General features: G+C 66.4%; 22 protein-coding genes, 1 tRNA gene and 1 pseudogene. 17 read left to right on the top strand and 7 right to left on the bottom strand.

What is annotated here, in order from left to right:
- Positions 1–22: 22 nt before the first annotated feature.
- The 3 genes from HACJB3_RS00810 (at position 23) to HACJB3_RS00800 (ending at position 4,015) form a co-directional block, all read left to right on the top strand.
- The gene (locus HACJB3_RS00810; RefSeq protein ID WP_008418952.1) at positions 23–784 is read left to right on the top strand and encodes a sulfite exporter TauE/SafE family protein; all 762 of its coding nucleotides are present in this window, start codon (positions 23–25) and stop codon (positions 782–784) included.
- Between the two features lie 79 nt (positions 785–863).
- The gene (locus HACJB3_RS00805; RefSeq protein WP_008418955.1) at positions 864–3,263 is read left to right on the top strand and encodes a DEAD/DEAH box helicase; all 2,400 of its coding nucleotides are present in this window, start codon (positions 864–866) and stop codon (positions 3,261–3,263) included.
- 554 nt (positions 3,264–3,817) lie between these two features.
- Positions 3,818–4,015, top strand: a complete 198-nt coding sequence (locus HACJB3_RS00800; protein ID WP_008418957.1) for a hypothetical protein — start codon at positions 3,818–3,820, stop codon at positions 4,013–4,015.
- Here HACJB3_RS00800 and HACJB3_RS00795 read toward each other — a convergent pair.
- Positions 4,012–5,643, bottom strand: coding sequence for an acyl-CoA synthetase (locus HACJB3_RS00795; RefSeq protein WP_008418959.1), 1,632 nt, complete (start codon positions 5,641–5,643; stop codon positions 4,012–4,014). The two genes, HACJB3_RS00800 and HACJB3_RS00795, sit on opposite strands and share 4 nt — an antisense overlap.
- Positions 5,644–5,720: 77 nt before the next feature.
- On the opposite strand from HACJB3_RS00795, the pseudogene HACJB3_RS18590 reads away from it, so the two are divergent.
- Positions 5,721–6,349, top strand: a pseudogene (locus tag HACJB3_RS18590) (RNA 2'-phosphotransferase).
- Here the strand turns inward: HACJB3_RS18590 and HACJB3_RS20445 are convergent.
- On the bottom strand, positions 6,346–6,945 hold the full coding sequence (locus HACJB3_RS20445) for an Sjogren's syndrome/scleroderma autoantigen 1 family protein (RefSeq protein WP_008418962.1): 600 nt from the start codon (positions 6,943–6,945) through the stop codon (positions 6,346–6,348). The pseudogene HACJB3_RS18590 and the gene HACJB3_RS20445 sit on opposite strands and share 4 nt — an antisense overlap.
- A 125-nt stretch (positions 6,946–7,070) precedes the next feature.
- Between HACJB3_RS20445 and mdh the strand changes: the two genes are divergently transcribed.
- The gene (mdh, locus tag HACJB3_RS00780) at positions 7,071–7,985 is read left to right on the top strand and encodes a malate dehydrogenase (RefSeq protein WP_008418963.1); all 915 of its coding nucleotides are present in this window, start codon (positions 7,071–7,073) and stop codon (positions 7,983–7,985) included.
- Positions 7,986–8,032: 47 nt separating this feature from the next.
- Positions 8,033–8,515, top strand: a complete 483-nt coding sequence (locus HACJB3_RS00775; RefSeq protein ID WP_008418964.1) for a cupin domain-containing protein — start codon at positions 8,033–8,035, stop codon at positions 8,513–8,515.
- On the opposite strand, the gene HACJB3_RS00770 is transcribed toward HACJB3_RS00775, so the two are convergent.
- Positions 8,512–8,754, bottom strand: coding sequence for a ferredoxin (locus tag HACJB3_RS00770; protein ID WP_008418965.1), 243 nt, complete (start codon positions 8,752–8,754; stop codon positions 8,512–8,514). The two genes, HACJB3_RS00775 and HACJB3_RS00770, sit on opposite strands and share 4 nt — an antisense overlap.
- Positions 8,755–8,842: 88 nt before the next feature.
- On the opposite strand from HACJB3_RS00770, the gene HACJB3_RS00765 reads away from it, so the two are divergent.
- From HACJB3_RS00765 to HACJB3_RS00725, 9 genes are all read left to right on the top strand, one after another.
- Positions 8,843–11,134, top strand: coding sequence for an ATP-dependent DNA helicase (locus HACJB3_RS00765; RefSeq protein ID WP_008418966.1), 2,292 nt, complete (start codon positions 8,843–8,845; stop codon positions 11,132–11,134).
- Positions 11,135–11,629, top strand: a complete 495-nt coding sequence (gene cgi121 / locus HACJB3_RS00760; protein WP_008418967.1) for a KEOPS complex subunit Cgi121 — start codon at positions 11,135–11,137, stop codon at positions 11,627–11,629.
- Between the two features lie 51 nt (positions 11,630–11,680).
- Entirely contained in the window at positions 11,681–12,058 is a 378-nt protein-coding gene (locus tag HACJB3_RS00755) for a DUF5789 family protein (RefSeq protein WP_008418968.1), read from the top strand.
- 39 nt (positions 12,059–12,097) lie between these two features.
- A complete protein-coding gene (locus HACJB3_RS00750; protein WP_008418969.1) occupies positions 12,098–13,387 on the top strand; it encodes an oxidoreductase in 1,290 nt (429 codons plus the stop codon).
- A complete protein-coding gene (locus tag HACJB3_RS00745) occupies positions 13,387–13,866 on the top strand; it encodes a DUF456 domain-containing protein (RefSeq protein ID WP_008418970.1) in 480 nt (159 codons plus the stop codon). Before HACJB3_RS00750 ends, HACJB3_RS00745 begins: the two co-directional genes overlap by 1 nt.
- A 76-nt stretch (positions 13,867–13,942) precedes the next feature.
- A complete protein-coding gene (locus tag HACJB3_RS00740) occupies positions 13,943–14,152 on the top strand; it encodes a hypothetical protein (RefSeq protein WP_008418971.1) in 210 nt (69 codons plus the stop codon).
- A gap of 145 nt (positions 14,153–14,297) precedes the next feature.
- Positions 14,298–15,515: an FAD-dependent oxidoreductase gene (locus tag HACJB3_RS00735; RefSeq protein ID WP_008418972.1), complete on the top strand. Its 1,218-nt coding sequence runs from the start codon at positions 14,298–14,300 to the stop codon at positions 15,513–15,515.
- A 38-nt stretch (positions 15,516–15,553) separates the two neighbouring features.
- On the top strand, positions 15,554–16,579 hold the full coding sequence (locus HACJB3_RS00730; RefSeq protein WP_174264847.1) for an NADP-dependent oxidoreductase: 1,026 nt from the start codon (positions 15,554–15,556) through the stop codon (positions 16,577–16,579).
- Positions 16,580–16,635: 56 nt separating this feature from the next.
- Positions 16,636–17,223, top strand: coding sequence for a metal-dependent hydrolase (locus HACJB3_RS00725; RefSeq protein WP_008418976.1), 588 nt, complete (start codon positions 16,636–16,638; stop codon positions 17,221–17,223).
- Positions 17,224–17,235: 12 nt separating this feature from the next.
- Here the strand turns inward: HACJB3_RS00725 and HACJB3_RS00720 are convergent, their stop codons facing one another.
- From HACJB3_RS00720 to HACJB3_RS00705, 4 genes are all read right to left on the bottom strand, one after another.
- On the bottom strand, positions 17,236–18,231 hold the full coding sequence (locus tag HACJB3_RS00720; RefSeq protein WP_008418978.1) for an oxidoreductase: 996 nt from the start codon (positions 18,229–18,231) through the stop codon (positions 17,236–17,238).
- Between the two features lie 108 nt (positions 18,232–18,339).
- Positions 18,340–18,534 (bottom strand): cold-shock protein, encoded by a 195-nt coding sequence (locus HACJB3_RS00715; RefSeq protein WP_008418979.1) that lies wholly within the window; start codon positions 18,532–18,534, stop codon positions 18,340–18,342.
- A 90-nt stretch (positions 18,535–18,624) separates the two neighbouring features.
- Entirely contained in the window at positions 18,625–18,960 is a 336-nt protein-coding gene (locus HACJB3_RS00710; RefSeq protein ID WP_008418981.1) for a DUF7344 domain-containing protein, read from the bottom strand.
- 105 nt (positions 18,961–19,065) lie between these two features.
- A tRNA-Gln gene (locus HACJB3_RS00705) sits at positions 19,066–19,138 on the bottom strand.
- Positions 19,139–19,268: 130 nt separating this feature from the next.
- Between HACJB3_RS00705 and HACJB3_RS00700 the strand changes: the two genes are divergently transcribed.
- Together HACJB3_RS00700 and HACJB3_RS00695 are read left to right on the top strand one after the other, a co-directional pair.
- The gene (locus tag HACJB3_RS00700) at positions 19,269–19,847 is read left to right on the top strand and encodes an IMP cyclohydrolase (RefSeq protein ID WP_008418982.1); all 579 of its coding nucleotides are present in this window, start codon (positions 19,269–19,271) and stop codon (positions 19,845–19,847) included.
- A 26-nt stretch (positions 19,848–19,873) separates the two neighbouring features.
- Positions 19,874–20,533, top strand: coding sequence for a metallophosphoesterase family protein (locus HACJB3_RS00695; protein WP_008418985.1), 660 nt, complete (start codon positions 19,874–19,876; stop codon positions 20,531–20,533).
- The last annotated feature ends 1 nt before the right edge of the window (position 20,534 follow it).

Below are 20,534 nucleotides of genomic sequence, written 5' to 3'. Positions count from 1 at the left end.
CTACGCGAGTAGGCGGCCCTGAATGGAGTTCGCGCTCGGAATCGGCGTCCTGTTTGCTCTTACCCTCCTTTCGGTCCTCGGCGGTACCATCGTCTCGACCATCGGTCCCGGTGGGATCCTCATCGTGACCGGCCTGTACCTCCTGACCCCGCTTTCGGCCGCCGAGGTCGCCGGGACGTCGAGTGCGACTTTCGCCGTGGGCGCGATACTGGGCAGTCTCGTCTTCGCACGCTCGGGCGAGATCGACTGGCGACTCGCGGGCGTCGTGAGCACCGGGGCGGCCGTCGGGACGTGGCTCGGCGTGCAGGCGAACGCCTACCTCTCGCGGGACCTGTACGGACTTCTGTTGGCGGCGATGCTCGCGGCGGTCGGCTGTATCATCGTCTACCGCGAGTACCGCGACCTCGAACCGCGGATCGAACTCGGACGCGAGAGGAGCGATCTGGTGGGGTTCGTCGTCATCGGCCTGTTAATCGGCGTTTTCGGGGGATTGCTCGGGATCGGTGGAGCGGCCGTATCGGCGCCGGCACTCGTGCTCGTCGGCGTGCCGATGCTCGTGACCATCGCGGTCACACAGGTCATCGTCCTCGCGACCGCGCTGTTTACGACCGCGAACTACCTCCTGCTCGATGCGGTCGTCGCGCCGCTGGTCTTCGTGCTCACGGGGGCCTACCTCGCGGGCGTGACGATCGGCTGGTGGCTCGCCCACCGGATCGAGGCCGGGCGACTGAAGCTTGCGCTCGGAGTCGTTCTCGTCGGACTCGCCGGATCGCTGCTGTTGTAGCCCGCCCACGGGTTCGGACGGGGTTCACTTCCGCCACGCTACGCGAACCCTTAACCACGAGAACGAACAAAACGGCCCAATGGCTGCCACGGACGAACAGGTCCCCCGCGTGGATCACCCCCTCCTCACGCCCGGGTTCATCGAACGCCGGCTCTATCAGATCCAGCTCGCGGGTCGGGCGAAGACCGCCCACACCCTCGTCTGTCTGCCGACGGGACTGGGCAAAACCACGGTGAGCCTGCTGGTCACCGCCGAACGGCTGAACGACGTCGGCGGGAAGTCGCTCTTTCTCGCACCGACGAAACCGCTGGTCGAGCAGCACGCCGAGTTCTACCGCGAGGCGCTCGAAATCCCCGACGAGGAGATCGTCGTCTTCACCGGAGAGGTCCGCCCCGACGACCGGGCGGCGCTGTGGGACGACTCGAAAATCGTCATCGCTACCCCGCAGGTCGTCGAGAACGACCTGGTCGGCGGGCGGATCTCGCTTGCGGACGTCACCCATCTGACCTTCGACGAGTGCCATCGCGCGACCGGCGACTACTCATACGTCTACATCGCCGAACGCTACCACGGGGACGCCGAGAACCCGCTCGTGACGGGAATGAGCGCCTCGCCGGGGGGGGACGAGGAGGCGATCCTAGAGGTGTGTGAGAACCTCGGGATCAGCGAGGTCGAGGTGATGACCGAGGAGGATTCGGACGTCGCCGAGTACACCCACGACACCGAAGTCGAGTGGAAGCGAATCGAGGTGCCCGAAGAGATCATCGAGATCCGCGACGCCCTGAACGAGGTAGTCAAAGACCGCCTGGAGAAGCTCAAGGAGATAGGCGTGATCGGCTCGGCGCGCGTCGATATCTCGCGCAAGGAACTGTTCGGGGTGCGAAGCGAACTCCAGAAGCTCATCCAAAACGACCAATCGGAGGGCTACACCGGGATGTCGATCCACGCGGAGGTGATGAAGCTCAAACACGCCGTCGAGGTCGTCGAATCCCAGGGGGTCGAGGCCTTGGAGGCGTACTTCGAGCGCTTGCGCAACGAGGCCCGTTCTTCGGGAGCGTCGAAGGCGAGCCAGCGCCTCGTCAGCGAACCCAAAGTCCGAGAGGCGATGCGCCGGGCCGACGAGTACGACGACCTCCACCCGAAGCTCTCCGAAACCCGCCGGCTCGCCATCGAGACGCTGGTCGATGGCGGGCGCCGGGTGATCGTCTTCACCGAGTACCGCGACACCGCAGAGACCCTCACCGAGTTCCTGGGCGAGCACGTCGACACCCGGCGGTTCGTCGGCCAGGGCGACAAGGAGGGCAGCTCAGGGATGACCCAGAAGGAACAGAAGGAGGTGCTCGACGACTTTCGTAAGGGGGAGTTCGAGGTGCTGGTCTCGACGTCGGTCGCAGAGGAGGGCTTGGACGTCCCGGAGGTCGATCTCGTGCTCTTTTACGAGCCGGTCCCGACGGCCATTCGGGCGATCCAGCGCAAGGGCCGAACCGGCCGGCAGGACGAGGGACAGGTCGTCGTCCTGCTGGCCGAGGACACCCGCGACGAGGCGTACTTCTGGATCTCACGCCGGCGCGAAAAGGAGATGGAGTCCGAACTGCGGAAACTGAAGGGCGTCGCGAGCGAGGTCGAAGAGCAGCTCGATCCGAGCCAGCGCCAGCTCGCGGACTTCGATGCCGAGGACGGGGGAAGCGAAGGGGACGACGTCGACGAGCTAGAGCACGGACTGGAGTCCTACGAACCGGAAGCGGATGACGACGCGGACGGCTCGGAATGTGGATCTGAGGAAGGGGCGATCGCAACGCCCGAGCCGGATCCCGACGGGGGAATCGAGATCGTCGCCGACCAGCGCGAACTCGACGCGACGATCGCGCGCGACCTCTCGACGCGCGAGGGGATCAGCACGCGCCTCGAAACGCTCGCGGTCGGCGATTACGTCCTCTCGGACCGGGTGGCGGTCGAACGCAAATCCGTCTCCGACTTCCTCGATACGCTCGTCGGCGGGGATCGGTCGGTCTTCGAGCAGGTCGGAGACATGGCGCGTTTTTACAGTCGGCCGGTAGTGATCATCGAGGGCGCGGGACTTTACGAGGAACGAAACGTCCACCCGAACGCCATTCGGGGGGCGCTCGCGAGCCTCGCGATCGACTTCGGCGCGAGCGTGCTCCGCACGGAGGACGAAGCCGACACGGCGGACTTACTCGCCGTGATCGCCGGACGCGAACAGGAGGTCGACGACCGGGAGGTCAGCGTCCACGGCAAGAAGTCCTCGAAGACGCTCGCCGAACAACAGGAGTACGTCGTGGGCTCGATCGCGGACATCGGCCCCGTGACCGCCCGTTCGCTTCTCGAAGCGTTCGGCAGCGTCGAGGCGGTACTGACCGCGAGCGAGGAGGAACTGATGGACGCGGAGGGCGTCGGCGAGGTAACTGCGGGTCGAATCCGTGAGGTCGTCGCCGGTCGGTACGAATCCTATATATACTGATTCGGACCCATGGTCATTATACACAACTAGTTGTTTGTAGGGTGCAGTTATTAGTGAGTAAATAGTTTACTCGAATACGAGCAATGTTTACAACAGGAACCGAGTCGGGCGACGTAGATCCGCAGTCGCGGTACGGTGAGCCACAGCACGAGGATGGAACCTGGGACGGATGGGAAAACGAGTACTACGGGGACGCTAGCGGCCAAGACTCATCCACCGACATCGAATACGTCCCCGGAATCGAGTATTCCCCCCGATCGGACGCCGGTATCAGTTCGCCGAACCGACGGGGGACACCGTCCTCTCTGACCGGATAGCCCGCCATCCCGCGTGAGGACGGGCCGAAAGCCGAACAGCGAAGCCGAGCGACGTCCGTTGTACCCGGTGATCTCCCCGGATCGAGTATATATTAGGTGTTAGAGGATATGGTAACAGTATCGTAGAGATTTAATCAACAGGGAGGCAGATTTATTAGCTATCACATCAAGATTATACAGAAAGAGATGGAATTTACATCGAAATCGCACTCTCATGCGCCGGATTCAGTTCGTTTGTTGTATGGCAGCCCGCAGCACGAGGAGAACATCAACAGCGATTGGGAACGCGGGTACTACGGCGAAGCCGAACACGAGACACCCTCTCGACCCGTCGAATTCGTCTCCGGGATCGAATATCGCAGCGATACCACCGCGGAGGGAGCCGGCACGTCGGGGGAGAACGGCCGGGTACGACCGTTGTCTGCGAGCGACTAACCCGTCTCCTCGCGGAGTTCCGTCCGGCGGATCTTTCCCGTTACCGTCTTCGGCAATTCGTCGCGAAACTCGATCTCGCGGGGGTACTCGTGGGCCGCGAGTTCGCGTTTGACGTGCTCTTGGATGTCGGAGACGAGCCCGTCGGAGGGCTCTGCCCCCGCGCTGGGGACGACGTAGGCCTTGACGATGTTGCCCCGCTCGGGGTCAGCCTTGGGGACGACGGCGGCTTCGGCGACCGCCTCGTGTTCGCCCAGCGAGCTCTCGACCTCAAAGGGGCCGATCCGATACCCAGAGGAGATTATCACGTCGTCTGCCCGGCCCTCGAACCAGAAATACCCCTCAGAGTCGAGATAGCCCAGATCGCCCGAGAGATACCAGTCGTTTTCGAAACACGCCTCGGTCTTCTCGGGCTGGTTCCAGTATTCGGCGAAAAAGCAGGGGTAATCGCCGCGCTGGGCGATCTCGCCGGTTTCGCCCGCCGGGAGGGGCTCGCCGGTCTCGGGATCGACGACGGTCGCCTCGATCCCCGGGAGGGGTTTGCCCATGCTCCCCGGGCGCACCTCCATCGTCGGGTAGTTATTGACGATCATGTTGCCCGTCTCGGTCTGGCCGTAGGTGTCGTGGATCGTCACACCCAGCCGGTCTTCGCCCCAGTCGACGACACCAGCGGAGAGAGGTTCGCCGATCGAGAGGGCGTGGCGCAGGTGCAGGTCGACCCCGTCGAGGACCGACTCGCGCTCGCGGAGCATCCGATAGGCCGTGGGGACGCTAAACAGGACGGTGATGGGGTGTTCGTCGAGCAGCCCTGCCCACGCCTCGGGCTCGAACTCGCCCTCGTAGGTGAACTGGCTCGTCCCCCAGAACCACGCCCCGAGGGCGTTGATCGGGCCGGTGAGCCAGCCCAGATCCCCGGTCGACCAGTAGAGGTCCTCGCCCTGAAGGTCGACCGCGAAGCGCTGGGTGGCCGCGACGCCTGCGATCCAGCGGTGTTTGTGAAGCACGCCCTTCGCCCGGCCCGTCGTGCCGCTGGTGTAGTACAGCAGGGCGTCGTCGTCCCCAGATGTACGGACGGTCTCGAACTCGGGGCTTGCGGCCTCGCATTCGGTGTGGAAGTCGCGGTCGTCGCCCTCACGACCGTCGCCCACGATGATCACGTGCTCGACCGACGGGGCATCCGCGAGGGCCTCCCCGACCGTCCCGCGGTTCGCGGCGGTCGTGACGATCGCCGTCGCGTCGCAGTCGTCGAGTCGGTAGGCGATCCCCTCGGGACCGAAGCGCTCGTTGATCCCGCCGAAGACCGCGCCGGCCTTCAGCGTGCCTACGAGCGCGACGTAGTGTTCGGGTACGCGGGGCATATACGAAAAGACGCGGTCGCCTCGGTCGACGAGATCGGACAGGACGTTCGCAAAGCGGTTCGAGCGCTCGGTCAGGTCGCCGAAGGTGAGCGTCTCGCGTTCGCCCTCGCTTCCGGCGTACTCCAGTGCGGTTCGATCAGAGGGATGACGGTCACAGACCTCGTGAGCGATGTTCAACTCCTCGGGGGCGTTCCAGTCGGCCTCGGCGTGGATATCGGCCCACTCGAAGGACTCACAGAGGTCGTCGTAGTCGGCCATGTTGTGCGTGGACATCACTCGTGAGTGTGGCCGTATTCCGTATAAATTATCGTGCTAGAACTGTTTTCCCGCTCGCCACGATAGGAAATGGCATGAGCGAGATCCGGCGCTGTCCCGGCCACGGGGCGTTCGAGGGGGAGGCGTGTCCGACCTGCGCAAAAGCGGGCGAGCGACTGTTGGACACGGGCCAACGGAGACGAGTTTCGAAGTTCATGAGCGGCGCGCTCAGACACTTCCCGGACGACGTGGGCCTCTCGCTCGACGCACACGGCTGGACGGTCGCCGACGACCTCGTGGCGGCGGTCACGGCGAAGTACGACTGGGCCGACCCGGAGGCTGTCGCGGGCGTGATCCGCACCGACCCGAAGGGGCGCTTCGAGCGCGCCGGTGAGCGGGTACGTGCCGCCTACGGCCACTCCGTCGCGGTCGACCTCGACGCGCCCGAGACGCCGGTTTCGGGCGAACTCTATCACGGGACCGCCCCCGAGAACGTTCCGGCGATCCGCGAGGAGGGGTTGAGGCCGATGGATCGACAGCAGGTCCATCTCTCGGGGACCGCAAGAGAGGCACGCGAGGTGGGGCGACGACACACGACCGATCCGGCGGTGTTCGTCGTGGACGCGGCCGGGATGGAGACCGACGACCATCGGATCGTCCGGCGCGGCGAGGGGGTTTACACGACCGACCGGGCCCCCCGGAGTACCTCTCGGTCCTCGATTAGCGCCCGTTCAGCGTCGAAAGCGTGTTCGCGGCCTCGTCGGCGGCCTCGAGGAACTCGCGGGCGCGCCGGGGGTCCTCGGCGTCGGCGGCCCGGCGCGCGAGGGTGGCGATCGTCCGGCCGAGTTCCTCGCGCGCCCCCGAGAGGTCGCCGCTCGCCGGTTCCCTCGGGGTCTGGGGGGTCGCTTCGCGCGATTTGACAGCGGAGGGTCCTTCCGCCTCGGCCTCGCGTTCGGGTTCGCGGACCTCGGAGGGCTGGGAACCGGTGTCGGCGGGGTCGCTTCGCTCCTCGTCGGCCACCGCGCGGGCGGCGGCCTCGTTCTCGGGAGCGGTCTCAGAGGGATCGGGCGACTGCGACTGGGGCGACCCGGGTTGTGCAGTCGTCTCCGCGTCCTGACTCGCGGCCCGACACGAGGGACAGAACTCCTGGCCGTCGTAGCGAAAGACCGGATCACCGCAGGTGTCACAGTGCTTGTTGGTCATCGTCGCGCCCTGAAGCAGGAGATCGCTCATGCGTTGGGTGGACTGTCTGTCCTGTTGTTCCTCTGCGTATTTCTTCCGGAGCTTCTCGCGTTCGGCCTCCTTGTCGAACTCGCTCATACCCGAAGGAGGGTCGTGAGGCCGAAAAGGACTGCGGGTCCACCGCCGTCGGAGGCACTCACAACGGTGCGAGAACACCCCGTTCCGATACGTTTAACGGCCTCGGCGTGGCCGTAGTACGTGATATGACGAAAGTGAGCGTCGTGGGGGCGGCCGGCACGGTGGGTGCCGCCGCGGCCTACAACATCGCGCTGCGGGAGATCGCTGACGAACTCGTCCTCGTGGACATCCCCGAGAAGGAGGACGACACCGTGGGCCAGGCCGCCGACGTCAACCACGGGGTAGCCTACGACGCCAACACCACCGTCAGGCAGGGCGGCTACGAGGCCACCGAGGGCTCGGACGTCGTCGTCATCACGGCCGGGATCCCCCGCTCGCCGGGCCAGTCTCGCCTCGATCTGGCGGGCGACAACGCCCCGATCATGGCCGACATCGGCTCCTCGATCGAGGAGCACAACGACGATTACGTGACGATCACCACCTCCAATCCCGTCGACCTGCTGAACCGACACCTCTACGAGACGGGCGAGCGCGCTCGTGAGAAGGTGATCGGTTTCGGCGGGCGGCTCGATTCGGCCCGATTCCGGTACGTGCTCGCAGAGCGCTTCGACACCCAAGTGCAAAACGTCGAGGCGACCATTCTGGGCGAGCACGGCGATTCGCAGGTCCCGGTGTTCTCGAAGGTGCGCGTCGACGGCCGGGATCCCGAGTTCTCGGACGCCGAGAAGGAGGAGATTCTCGACGAGCTTCAGGAGAGCGCGATGAACGTCATCGAGCGAAAGGGCGCGACCGAGTGGGGGCCGGCGACCGGCGTCGGTCACATGGTCGAGGCCGTGATCCGCGACACCGGTGAGGTCTTCCCCGCCTCGGTCCCGCTTTCGGGCGAGTTCGGCCATTCGGGCGTCGGGCTGGGAGTGCCCGCGAAACTCGGTAGCGAGGGCGTCGAGGAAGTCGTCGAATGGGACTTAGACGAGTACGAGCGCGAACAACTGGGCGCGGCCGCCGACAAACTCGCAGAACAGTACGACCAGATCGACTGAGGCGGCATCGTCCCAACGGCTATTCCGATCCGTATCGAGCTACGGCTATGGATCGCGTCAATGCGACCGAGCTGGAGTGGAGCGAACTCGACCACGGCGACACGCGCTTTCGGCGCAAACAGCTCGCGGAGGCCGCCGATGGAGAGGGGATCGGCTGTAGCCTCTACGAACTCCCGCCGGGAAGCCGGTCGTGGCCCTATCACTACCATACGGGAAACGAGGAGGCGATCTACGTCCTCTCGGGAACCGGCGTCCTGCGGGACGCCGAGGGGAACCACGACCTCCGGGCGGGCGAGTACGTCGCGCTCCCGGTCGGCGAGGAGGGCGCCCACCGCGTGATCAACGACTCCGAGGGGCCGCTTCGCTATCTCGCGATCTCGACGATGCGCGATCCCGATGTCACCGTCTACCCCGACGCCGGCGCGATCGGCGTCTTCGCCGGGTCGCCACCGGGCGGACACGAGGAACGCACCGTGGAGGGTTTCTTCGAGCGCGAGGACGCCCACGAGTTCTGGGATCTACAGAGCTAGGGAACCAGCTGCTCGCCGTCGTCGTCGTACAGCGCGATGGCGTCGACCGGACAGACACGGGCGGCCATCTCCGCGTCGAACTCCTCGCTTTCGGGGACTTCGAGGACGAAGGTGCCGTCGTCCTCGTCGGCGTCGAGGAGTTCGGCCTTCCCAGCGTCCATGTCCTTCTCGAACTGCGACCATTCATCGACGCACTGGTAGATCCCGATGCAGGTGTCACGGTCGTACTCGATTCGCATACCCGAGATTGCGCCGAGAGGCCTAAAACCATGGCGGAGCCCGCACCGGGGCGACAGTTTAAACCTGCTGACGGCTCAAAAACCCCCAATGCAAACCGCGGAGCTTTCGGGCCTTCCCGCGGGGGTGGCACAACACCTCCACGAGGAGGGCATCGAGGAACTCTATCCCCCACAGGCCGAAGCAGTGAAAGCCGGCGTCATCGACGGCGAGAGCGTCGTCGCGAGCGTTCCGACCGCCAGCGGCAAGACCCTGATCGCCGAGCTCGCGATGCTCGCCGCCATCGAACGCGGCGGCAAAGCGCTGTATATCGTCCCCCTCCGAGCGCTGGCAAGCGAGAAAAAGCGCGAGTTCGAGCGCTTCGAGTCATTCGGCGTTTCTGTAGGGGTTTCGACGGGCAACTACGACTCGGACGAGGAGTGGCTCTCCAATCGGGATATCGTCGTCGCCACCAGCGAGAAGGTCGATTCGCTCGTACGCAACGGCGCCTCCTGGATCGAGGAGCTCTCGTGTGTCGTCGCCGACGAGATCCACCTCGTCGACGACGCGAACCGCGGACCGACCCTGGAGGTCACGCTCGCGAAGCTCAGACAGTTGAACCGCGCGCTCCAGACGGTCGCGCTCTCCGCGACGGTGGGCAACGCAAGCGAGATCGCCGAGTGGCTCGACGCCGAACTCGTCCACTCCGAGTGGCGGCCGATCGATCTCAAGACCGGTGTTCATTACGGCAGTGCGCTGCATTTCGACGACGGGTCCCAGGAGGAGTTCGCGATCGAATCGGGCGAGAACCCGACGACCGCGCTCGTTTCTGCTGCCCTCGAAGACGGCGGCTCCTCGCTCGTCTTCGTCAATTCTCGAAGAAATGCCGAGGCCGCCGCCCGCCGCCTGGGGAACGCCGTCGAAGATCACCTCACGGACGCAGAGCGCACGGAGCTCGCGGAACTCGCTGAAGAGGTCAGAGGGGTGAGCGATTCGGAGACCAGCGACGACCTGGCCGACGCGATCGCGAACGGCGCGGCGTTCCACCACGCCGGACTCACCCGCGAGCACCGTACGCTGGTCGAGGACGCCTTTCGCGACCGGTTGATCAAGGCCATCAGCGCGACGCCGACGCTGGCGGCGGGCGTCAACACCCCAAGTAGACGAGTTATCGTCCGGGACTGGCAGCGCTACGACGGCGACGCTGGCGGGATGAAGCCGCTTGCGACCCTGGAGGTCCACCAGATGATGGGGCGGGCGGGTCGACCCGGCCTCGACCCCTACGGCGAGGCCCTGCTGCTCGCGAACAACCACGACGAGCTCGACGAACTCTTTGAACGGTATGTCTGGGCCGACCCCGAGCCCGTCCGCTCGAAGCTCGCGACCGAGCCCGCACTCCGTACGCACATCCTCGCGACGGTCGCCTCGGGCTTTGCGAACTCCCGTGCGGGGCTGCTGGAGTTCCTCGAACGCACCCTCTATGCGACCCAGTCGACCGACCCCGATCGGCTCGAGAACGTGACCGACCGGATGCTCGACTATCTCGAACGGAACGGCTTTTTGGAGCGAGACGTGAGCGAGACGCAACGCGTCTCGGACGACCGAGCGGAGAGCGAAGCGAGCCGCGAAGAGCACATCGAGGCGACCGGGATCGGCCACACCGTCTCGCGGCTGTATCTCGACCCCATGAGCGCCGCCGAAATGGTCGACGGGCTGTGCGACTCGGAGCAGGCGAGCGCGCTCGGCCTCTATCACCTCGTCGCCCGAACACCGGACATGTGGGAACTGTACCTGCGGTCGGGCGATCGCGAGAAGTACACCGAGATCGCCTACGAGCGCGAGGCGGAGTTCCTCGGCGATATGCCCACGGAGTTCGAATCCGAGCGCTTCGAGGACTGGCTCTCGGCGCTCAAGACCGCTTCCTTACTGGAGGACTGGGCGAGCGAGGTCGACGAGGAACGCATCACCGAGCGCTACTCGATCGGGCCGGGCGACCTGCGTGGGAAAGTCGAGACCGCCCAGTGGCTCCTCAACGCCGCAGAGCGACTCGCAGTCGAGCTCGATCTCGGGCCCGAGGTCGTCGCCTCCATCAGCGCCGCGCGCCAGCGGGTCGAACACGGGGTCGGCGAGGAGCTACTCGGGCTGACGGGCGTCGGAAACGTCGGACGAAAGCGCGCACGATGGCTGTTCGAAGCCGGCATCGAGACGCGCGAGGAGCTACGCAACGCCGAGAAGTCTGTCGTGCTCGGCGCACTCAGGGGCCGGGAGAAGACGACAGAGACGGTCCTCAGAAACGCCGGTCACCCGAACCCCGAAGTGAGGGACGTCGAGGCCGACGAATCGGCGGCCGTCGAGGTCGAACCCGACCGTGGCGACGGACAGGCGGGACTGGGTGATTTCTGAATGGAACTCCTGACGGGAACCGCCGACATCGACGACCTCGATACGTTTCTCGGGGAGCTAGAGGGGGTTGGCGAGGAGTTCGGGTGTACGGTCCAGGCGTTCGACGCCCGGTATATCGCCGGTCCCGGACAGCTCGACCGCGCCGTCGACCTCGCGAACCGGGCGAGCGAGCGCGGCGAGGCGATCGCCCGCAAGCGAAGCGTCGAGGTCCTGCTGTACGCGGCGGGTCGCCGCCAGATCAACCGCGCGTTCGAGATCGGCGTTTCGGAGGGCGAACGGGAGGTCGTGCTCGTCGTGGACGGCGAGGACGAAAGCGAGGGAGTCGAGGCGCTCTCGAAACTCGTCGAACCGGCCGACTGGGAGCCGGGTGAGCGGGCCGACGAGGAACGGATCGCCGAGTTCTACGGGATCACCGACGCCGAACGGGCGGCGACCGACGCGAGCCTCGCGGAGCTGGTCTGCGAGCGGGTCGCGTTGCTCGTCGTCGAGCGATAGGGCGCGTTTGCAGGTCCAACCGTTATGCGGGCGGCCGCCGAACCCGGAGCTATGGGAGAACGAGACCCACAGGAGAGCGCACGCGAGCGCCAACGCGAACGGGCGGAGGCAGCCGAATCCGCGGCGTCGGATGGTCGCTTCGGCGAGATGCTTTCCGAGCACAAGTACCCCGCGACGAGCGAGGAGCTCGCGGTGGATTACGGCGGCGAGCCCATCGACATGCCCAACGAGACCGAGTCTGTCGGGAGCGTCTTCGACCGGCTGGAGGGCGAGCGCTTCGAGACCGCAGAAGAGGCAGAAGAGGCGCTGTACAACGAGCTAACGGGAAGTAATGGCGGCCCCGAGGAGTACAACGACGGGCGCGACCTCGACGCGGTCGACGAGAGCGTCTCCGAGGGCGAGCAGGACCAGCCCGAGGGCTCGCTGTAGGGCCGAACTGCTTACCCTCCGTGGCGCGTAGAACGGGTAATGTCCCCGCAGATCACTGATCCGTTCGAGATCGGTGGGCTGTCCGTCCCGAACCGCCTGTACCGCGCGCCGCTCTTGGAGTGTGCGGGCAACGGCCCCGACGCCGTCGAGAGCCTGATCCGTGAGCTCGAACCGGCGGCCGAGGCCGGCGCGGGGCTGCTCTTTCAGGGCGCGACGATCGTCCGCAGGGAGGGTGGCTGTGCGGCTCCGGGCATGACCCGTGTTCACGACCCGGCGTTCGTCGCCGAGCTAGAGCGGCTCACGGACGCGGTTCACGAACACGGCTCGCGGATCTTCGTCCAACTCGAACACGGCGGGCTGCGAAGCATGGAGACGTGGCATGCGGGGTACCGCGCCGAGAACCCGGACCTGAAACAGCTCGCGGTCTCGCGTCCGCCACGATTGCTCCGGCTCGCGGATCGACTCGGCGTCCTGGAGTACGACCCGCACGTCCTCTCGACAGCGGAGGTCTACGAACTCGCCGCGGACTTCGGACGCGCGGCCGAGCGCTGTGTCGCCGCGGGCTACGACGGGGTCCACATCGCGGGCGCGAACATGGGGATCGTCCAGCAGTTCCTCTCGCCGTACTACAACCGTCGCGACGACGAATTTGGAGGCAGTTTTACGAACCGCGTCCGGTTCCTCTCGACGATCCACGACGAGATCCGCGAACGCGCTGGCGACGTCCCGCTGGTGACGAAAGTGCCCGTCGAAACCGGGAGTCCACCGCTGATCCGGCGCTTTCTCTCGGAGCGCGACGCCGTCGAGATCTGTCGGGCCTGCGAGGCGATGGGGTATGACGCCGTGGTCCCCGTTCGTGGCTCCGTCTTCTGGGATATGAGCCTCGTCCGTGGGGAGTTCCCCGAGCGCGCGTGGGCCGACGACCGGTTCAGGGCGGGCTACGAGGAGGCCTTCGGTCCCCGCTGGCGGGCGGTCGCGCTCGCGAACCGGATCCACGCCCGTGGCTTCGACTTCGAGCCGGCCTGGAACGCCGGGCTGTGCGAGCAAGTCCGCGAGCGCGTCTCGGTTCCCGTCCTCTGTGAAGGCGGGATCAGGGGGCCCGAGATAGAACCGGTCCTCGACTCGGCGGCCGACGCCGTCGGGATGGGCCGACCCTTCTACGCCGAGCCGCGCCTGCCCGCGCGCGTGCTGGCGGGCGAACGGGCGGTCTGTGAGAACTGCAACAACTGCACCGTCCCGCAGGCCGCGGGCGCACGAGGGGTCTGTCGGACCCCGAACGTGCTCGCAAAGCGGGGGCGGCTGGCTCGACGGGGGGCCTACGAGCGCTGATGGTCGAACTCGCGTTCGCCGTCGCCGTCGCGTTGCTCGTCTGTGGCGTGGTCGGCAGTCTCGTTCCGCTGGTTCCGGGTGCTCTGCTCTCGCTCGCGGGGATCTACGGTTACTGGTGGGCCAGCGGCTTTTCCGAGCCCGGCACGCTCTTCGTCGTGGGGGCGACCCTGCTCGCGCTCGTGACGCTCGGGTTCGACCTGCTCTCGAGTGTGATCTCCGCTGGGGCCGGCGGGGCCTCACTCCGGACGGCGGCGGTCGCCGGAATCGTCGGGTTCGTCCTGTTGTTTCTCGCGGGCCCGGTCGGCACGATTGCGGGCGTGGTGCTGGCCACCTTCGTCATGGAGTTCGAGCGCTCGGGCGACCTGGAGGGAAGCGTCCGAACCGCGATCTACACCACGCTCGGGATGCTCGCCTCGACGGCGATGCAGGTCGTCCTCACGGGCGTCCTGCTCGTGGGGTTCGTGCTGGTCGCGTGGTGACGATCGATCCCCGACGCGAGCGGATGCCGGCCGAGGACCCGCAACTATAGGCGCTCGAACCGCGTACCCCCAAGCGATGAGTTCGTTCGGCTCGCGAATCGTCGACCTCCTTCCCCACTACCTGGTGATGATCACGGTGATCTTCGGCGTTCTGGTCGCTGTCGAGGCGCTCTACGGCGAACTGGGGTTCTGGGCCTCGTTCGTCGTCGCGATCGCGGTCGCGGCGATCTATCCGTCTCTCGTCAGGCGAGTGGGAATCGCCCCCGATGCCTGGCGACGGGAGTGAGCGCGCTCGCGTCCGGGTGCGGTCGTCTCGAACCCCTCGATCCCGGGTTCGAATCGAGTGCGGTCCGGCCCTCGGACCCGGGAGACCGACCCGCCGGCGACATGCCGAACGGACGCCTGAAGTGTTTCCTGTCCGTATGGAGTGTATGGACACGGTCCTCGTGATCGGCGGCGGGGCGACTGGCGCGGGCGTGGCCCGCGATCTGGCGATGCGCGGGGTGGACGTGACACTCGTCGAGCGCGGCGACTTCGCAAGCGGGACCAGCGGTCGCTCGCACGGGCTCCTTCACAGCGGGGCGCGCTACGTCCCCGGCGACCCCGAGGGCGCAGCGGAGTGCATCGCGGAGAACCGCGTTCTCAAAGAGATCGCCCCCCACTGTCTCAGCGACACCGCCGGACTGTTCGTTCAGGTCGCGGGCGACGACCCCGATTTCTTCGAGGAAAAGCGCGCAGCCTGCGAGCAGTTGGGAATCGAGACCGAGGAGCTGTCGGCAGCCGACGCTCGCGAGGCGGTTCCCGACCTCGCCGAGGGGGTCGAGCGCGCGCTTCGCGTGCCCGACGCCGTGATCCACCCGACCCGGTTGACGGTCGCGAACGCCGTCGACGCCCGCGAACACGGGGCGACCCTCCTCCCACGGACCGAGGTGGCCGACCTCATCATCGAGGACGGCGCGGTCCGAGGGGCGCTCGTCGAGGACGGCTCGGGCGAGTTCGAGATCCGCGCGGAGTACGTCGTCAACGCGACCGGCGCGTGGGCCGGGACGCTCGCGTCGATGGCAGACATCGACCTGGAAATGGCACCCTCCAGCGGCGTGATGGTCGCCGTCGAGTACGCCGATCTGGACACCGTGCTCAACCGTGCGCGACCGGCCGCCGACGGCGATATCGTGGTCCCCCACGACGAGCAGGTGATCTTGGGAACGACCAGCGTCGATGTCGAGGACCCCGACGAGTTCGAGCGCGACGACGCGGAGATCGACCGGATGTTCGCGGAGTGTGGCGCCATGCTTTCGGGGCTCGACCGCGAGCGGATCGACCGGGTCTACTGGGGGGTCCGCCCGCTGTACAGCGCGGATCGCGAGCGCCACGCTGGACGGGGGATCTCGCGGGGCTTTCACCTGCTCGATCACGCGGAGCGCGACGGGATCGGGGGGTTTGCGAGCATCGTCGGCGGGAAGCTCACGACCTACCGAGCGATGGCCGAAGCGACGAGCGACCGCGTCTGTAAACGACTGGGGGTCGACTCGGCGTGTTCTACCGCCGAGGAGCCGCTTTTGGGTCGCGACGAACCGGGACGGATCGACGGGCTCGTCGCGGAGTTCGAGGCCGACAACCCCGCCGATTCGGACGTTATCGCCCGGTAGCCGAACCCACTTGTGGCGTGCACGCCGACCCGAACGGGATGAGCGACAGCAACCGACAGTGGATCCTGGCGAGTCGCCCCGAGGGGAAACCGACCGAAGAGAACTTCGAGCTCGTCGAGAGCGAGCGGCCCGAACCCGACGCCAACGAGGTGCTCGTACGGACGCGCTACCTCTCGGTCGATCCCTACATGCGCGGGCGGATGCGCGAGGGGGAGTCCTACGCCGACCCGTGGGCAGTCGGCGAGCCCATGCAAGCCGGTGTCGTCGGCGAGGTCGAACAGTCGAATCACGACGACTTCGAGGCCGGCGACGTCGTGGCCGGCAACCTGCAGTGGGCGGAGTACTCGATCGCGCTCGGAAGCGAACTCACGCCCGTCGATTCCGACCTCGCGCCGATCTCGACAGCGCTGGGCGTCCTGGGGATGCCCGGCCGGACCGCCTACTTCGGCACCCTCGAAGTGGCCGAGCCGAAGCCGGGCGAGACGATGGTCGTCTCGGGGGCCGCGGGCGCGGTCGGCTCGGTCGTCGGCCAGATCGCCCGGATGGCAGGGGCACGCGTCGTCGGGATCGCCGGCTCCGAGCGCAAATGCGAGTGGTTGACCGACGATCTGGACTTCAACGCGGCGATAAACTACAATCAAGAGGACGTCCACGAGGCGCTTTCCGAGGCGTGCCCCGAAGGGATCGACGCCTACTTCGACAACGTCGGCGGGGAGATCACCGACGCGGTGTTCGCGAACCTGAACGTCGACGCCCGCGTGGCGGTCTGCGGGCAGATCGCGCTGTACAACGCCGAGGAACTCCCTACGGGACCCCGAAAGCTCGCCACGCTGATCGAGAAGCGCGCACGGGTCCAAGGGCTTCTCGTCAGCGACTTCGCGCCCCGGTTTGAGGCCGCGACCGAGCGACTCGGCCAGTGGGTAAGCGAGGACGAACTGCACTACGAGGAGACGATCACCGAGGGGTTCGAGAACGCTCCCGAGGCATTTATCGGCCTGTTCGAGGGCGAGAACATCGGCAAGCAGCTGGTCGAGGTGACAGAGGACGTTCGTGCGGCGAGTTAACAAATAGATCCAGAAGGGTATTAACGTCGGGCGCGTAACTATCAGCTGAGCGGAACATGTGGCCATGGGAACACGTCATCGTCGGGTACGTCGCCTACTCGCTGTTCAGCCACCTCGTCTATCGCGAGGGACCGAGCGGGGCGGCGGCCCTTGCGGTCGTGTTCGCGGCGCTGTTTCCCGACCTCCTGGATAAGACCCTCTCCTGGCAGTTCGGGCTCTTTCCCGGCGGGTACTCGGTCGGGCACTCGGTATTCGTCGCGGTGCCGCTATCGGTCCTCGCGGGCGTGCTCGCCCATCGCGTGGGGCGCCCGCGAGTCGGGCTGGCGTTCGGAGCGGGCTACCTGTTGCACCTGCCGAGCGACGTGATCCCGGATTACCCCCGCTACGGTCGCTACCCCGTCGAGCGGGTCCTCTGGCCGCTCGAGCAGGCCGAGGGGGAGCACGGCCAAGGCCTGATAAGTGGCTTCCTGGAGGCCTTTCTCCCCTATGCCTACCAGCTGCTCACGCTCGATCCGTCCCCGGAGCTGACTTTCCAGCTCGGGCTGATGGGCTGTGCATTCTTGCTGTGGACCTACGACGGGATGCCGGTGCTCCGGGAACTCGTCGTCGGCACTCACCGGCGCATCACCAAGGGCGGTCTCTGAGGCCGCGAGGGGTTATCGCGAGAGTGTCTCGGAAACCCTGTCGGCGAGCCGTCCGGCCCGGCCGGCGACCGAGCGCTCGAAGTCGTACCGGACGCCGGTAAGCTCCTCCGAGACGTCCCAGAGCCGAGCGGCGTCCTCGCGGTCGTAGGAGCGGTCGCTCGATCGCTGGACCTCGGGAGCGCCACGCATGTTCCGGAATCCGCCGGGACCGATGTACTCGCCGCCTTCGAGTTCGGGCTGGGTCGCAGCATAGAGAAGGGGAAGCGCACCGGCCGCGGCGCTCTGGGCGAAGACGGCGTTCGCCGCCTTCATCGCGAGGAGCCGGGATCTCGACCCGCGCATCTCCGGGCCGCGGCGCTGGAGGTCGGTCGCGGCGTAGCCAGGATGGCAGGCGACGCTCGTGACGTCGAGGGTCGCCCGGTCGAGTCGGCGGTCGAGTTCGTAGGCAAACAGCAGGTTCGCGAGTTTCGACTGGGCGTAGGCGTCCCACGAGTCGTACCGGTCGACGGAGTTCAGGTCCTCGAAGTCGATCTCGCCGCGCTCGTGGACCGCGCTGCTCTGGGTTACCACGCGGGTCTCCCCATCGGTCTCGACCAACCGGTCGAGAAGCAGGCCCGTCAGCGCGAAATGACCCAGGTGGTTGACACCGAACTGGGTCTCGACGCCCTGTTCGGTCTCGCTTCGGGGGATCGCCATCACACCCGCGTTGTTACAGAGGACGTGCAACGCTGGGTAGGTGGCCTCGAACTCCGCTGCGAAGCGCCTGACCGAATCGAGGTCCCCGAGATCGCACTCGTGGACCGACAGCGACGCCGCCGGGAAGTCCTCGCGGATCGACCCGGCGGCCTCCTCGCCCCGCTCCTCGCTCCGGCAGGCCATCACGACGTGCCCGCCCTTGCGCGCGAACGCGCGGGTGGCCTCGTAGCCGAGCCCGCTGTTCGCGCCGGTGACGACGATCGTACTTCCCGAGAGGTCCTGCATCTCGTCGGCCGTCCAGTTGGCTGTCATCGTCCGCGTTACGATCCGACGCCAGTAAACGATTGGCCCAAAGCCGCCGCTCACCGGTCGGCGTCGTCAAAAGTGTGAAAGATAGTGCGCGAGACGTCGAAAGCCGCCTTACAGACGGGTGACGTTGGTCGCTCGGGGGCCCTTGGGGGCCTGTTCGATATCGAATTCGATCTCCTGTCCCTCTTCGAGGTCCGGACCGCCAACGTCTTCCATGTGGAAGAACACGTCGTCGTCCGCGTCGTCCGTCGAGATGAAACCGTAGCCGCCAGTGTCGTTGAAGAAATCAACTTCGCCTTTCGCCATTGCAATTCATTCGAAGCCCCCTCGACGGATAAGACTTCCGTGACGCGGACCTGCGTGGGTTTCGACCACACGCGCCTCCCCGTTCAGGGCCTACTCCGAGCGACCGCCGTCTTCCAGCACCTCCGCGATGGTCAATACTGCCTCGAACTCGGCGGGTGTGCCGCGAACGTTGACTTCGCCCGCCTCGGCGTCGTACTCGATGAACTCCGCGTTCGCCGTCTTCGGGAGGTGGGTGTGGTGCAACGAGAGTTCGACACGCTCGTACTCCTCGGTGGTCGGTTCGTCCTCCGAATCGTCCTCCCACCGTGCGACCTGCTCGGTGAGTTCCTCGATCGGAACCGTCCCCTCCTGCTGGTCGAGATGATACAGCGCGTATCGGCGCCGTTCCTTGCGAAGGAGATCGAACACCGTGTTCAGAGCTACCATAGGGGTCGTGACGATTCACAACAGGGGCGAGCCGGTTATAAAATTACGGATTCCCCACATAAACGAACGACTGGGAGGTACGTACCGACCGGGAGAAATCGCGAGTAGTCCCAACAGGATTCGAACCTGTGTCGAAGCCCCCAGAAGGCTTCAGGATTGGCCACTACCCCATGGGACTGCCGTCGCACGTCCATATCCGTCGCTACCATGTAAGCGTTGCGCGTCGGGCCCATCCGTGACACCACGATGCACACCTCATCCGTGCATACACCGACACCTACTTATCCGCGAAGTAAGCACGCTCGCGTATGTACGTCGGCCGCTTCCTGATCGTGGGCCCCGACTGTGGGGCCTATCGTGTCTCCTCACGCTCGTTCCCGAACCGCCGGATCATCGAACGCGACGACCGCCTCACCGTCGGCCCGACCGCCGACGCCGAGGAGACGGACAACCCCTACGTCTCGTACAACTGCGTGCGCTCGGTGGAGGGTGGCGCGGTGCTGGGTAACGGCTCGCACGTCGATCCGGTCGCCGAGAAGATCGAACTGGGCTATCCCGCACGGGACGCGCTGGCGACGAGTCTGTTGGCGCTCGATTACGAGAAGGACGAGTACGACACCCCACGGATCGCGGGCGTGCTCGACGGGGAGGAAGCAGTGATAGGTATCGTCCGGAAGGACGCCCTGCTGGTCGAGCGCGTCACCGAGCCGACGCTGGTGGCGACCTACGAGAAGGACTCCCCAGAGGGGATCGACTTCGCGCCCGAGAGCGCGGCGGCGGCCGCCGAAACCGTCTACGACCACGAGTTCGAGCACGCGGTCTGTGCCGCCGGTATCGTCCGGGCGGGCGACGGGTTCGAACGGGCGATCGAGAACGGGCAGGACTGAAGGCCCACCTCCCCCTACGAGGGGGTATGCGCGTCGGCCTCATCTCCGATGTCCACGCGAACCGGGTCGCCCTCTCGGCAGTTCTCGAGGACATGCCGCCGGTCGATCATCTGTTCTGTGCGGGCGACGTCGTCGGCTACAACCCCTGGCCCGCCGAGTGCGTCGAAGCCGTCCGCGAGCGGGCGGTTCCGACCGTAATGGGGAATCACGACCGCGCGGTCGCCGAGGACGCCGCCTTCCGGTTCAACGCGATGGCGAAAGCCGGGGTCGAGTACGCCAGTCAGGAGCTCTCGGAGGACCAGTCGGAGTGGCTCGCGAGACTCCCTGAGGAGCGAACGGAACTAGAGGACCGGGTGAAACTGATCCACGGCCATCCCGACGACCCCGATCGCTACACCTATCCCGAGGAGTTCGGACCCGATCTCCTAGAGGAGGAGGATCTGCTCGTGTTGGGCCACACCCACATCCAGGGCCACGCGGTCTACGAGGAGGGGATCGTCTGCAATCCGGGGAGCGTCGGCCAGCCCCGCGACGGCGATCCGCGCGCCGCGTACGCGGTCGTCGACCTCGAGGAGCGCTCGGTCGAGGAACGCCGCGTGGCGTACGATATCGATCGGGTGATCGAGGCGGTCGCCGGGGTCGGGCTTCCGGAGCGGATCGGAAGCCGGCTCCGGGAGGGGCGCTGAG

Origin of the sequence: Halalkalicoccus jeotgali B3 (assembly GCF_000196895.1) — an archaeon.
In the GTDB taxonomy this organism is placed as follows: Archaea; Halobacteriota; Halobacteria; order Halobacteriales; family Halalkalicoccaceae; genus Halalkalicoccus; species Halalkalicoccus jeotgali.
Note: the sequence above shows the minus strand (reverse complement) of the source record. Positions and strands in the feature narration are given on the sequence as shown.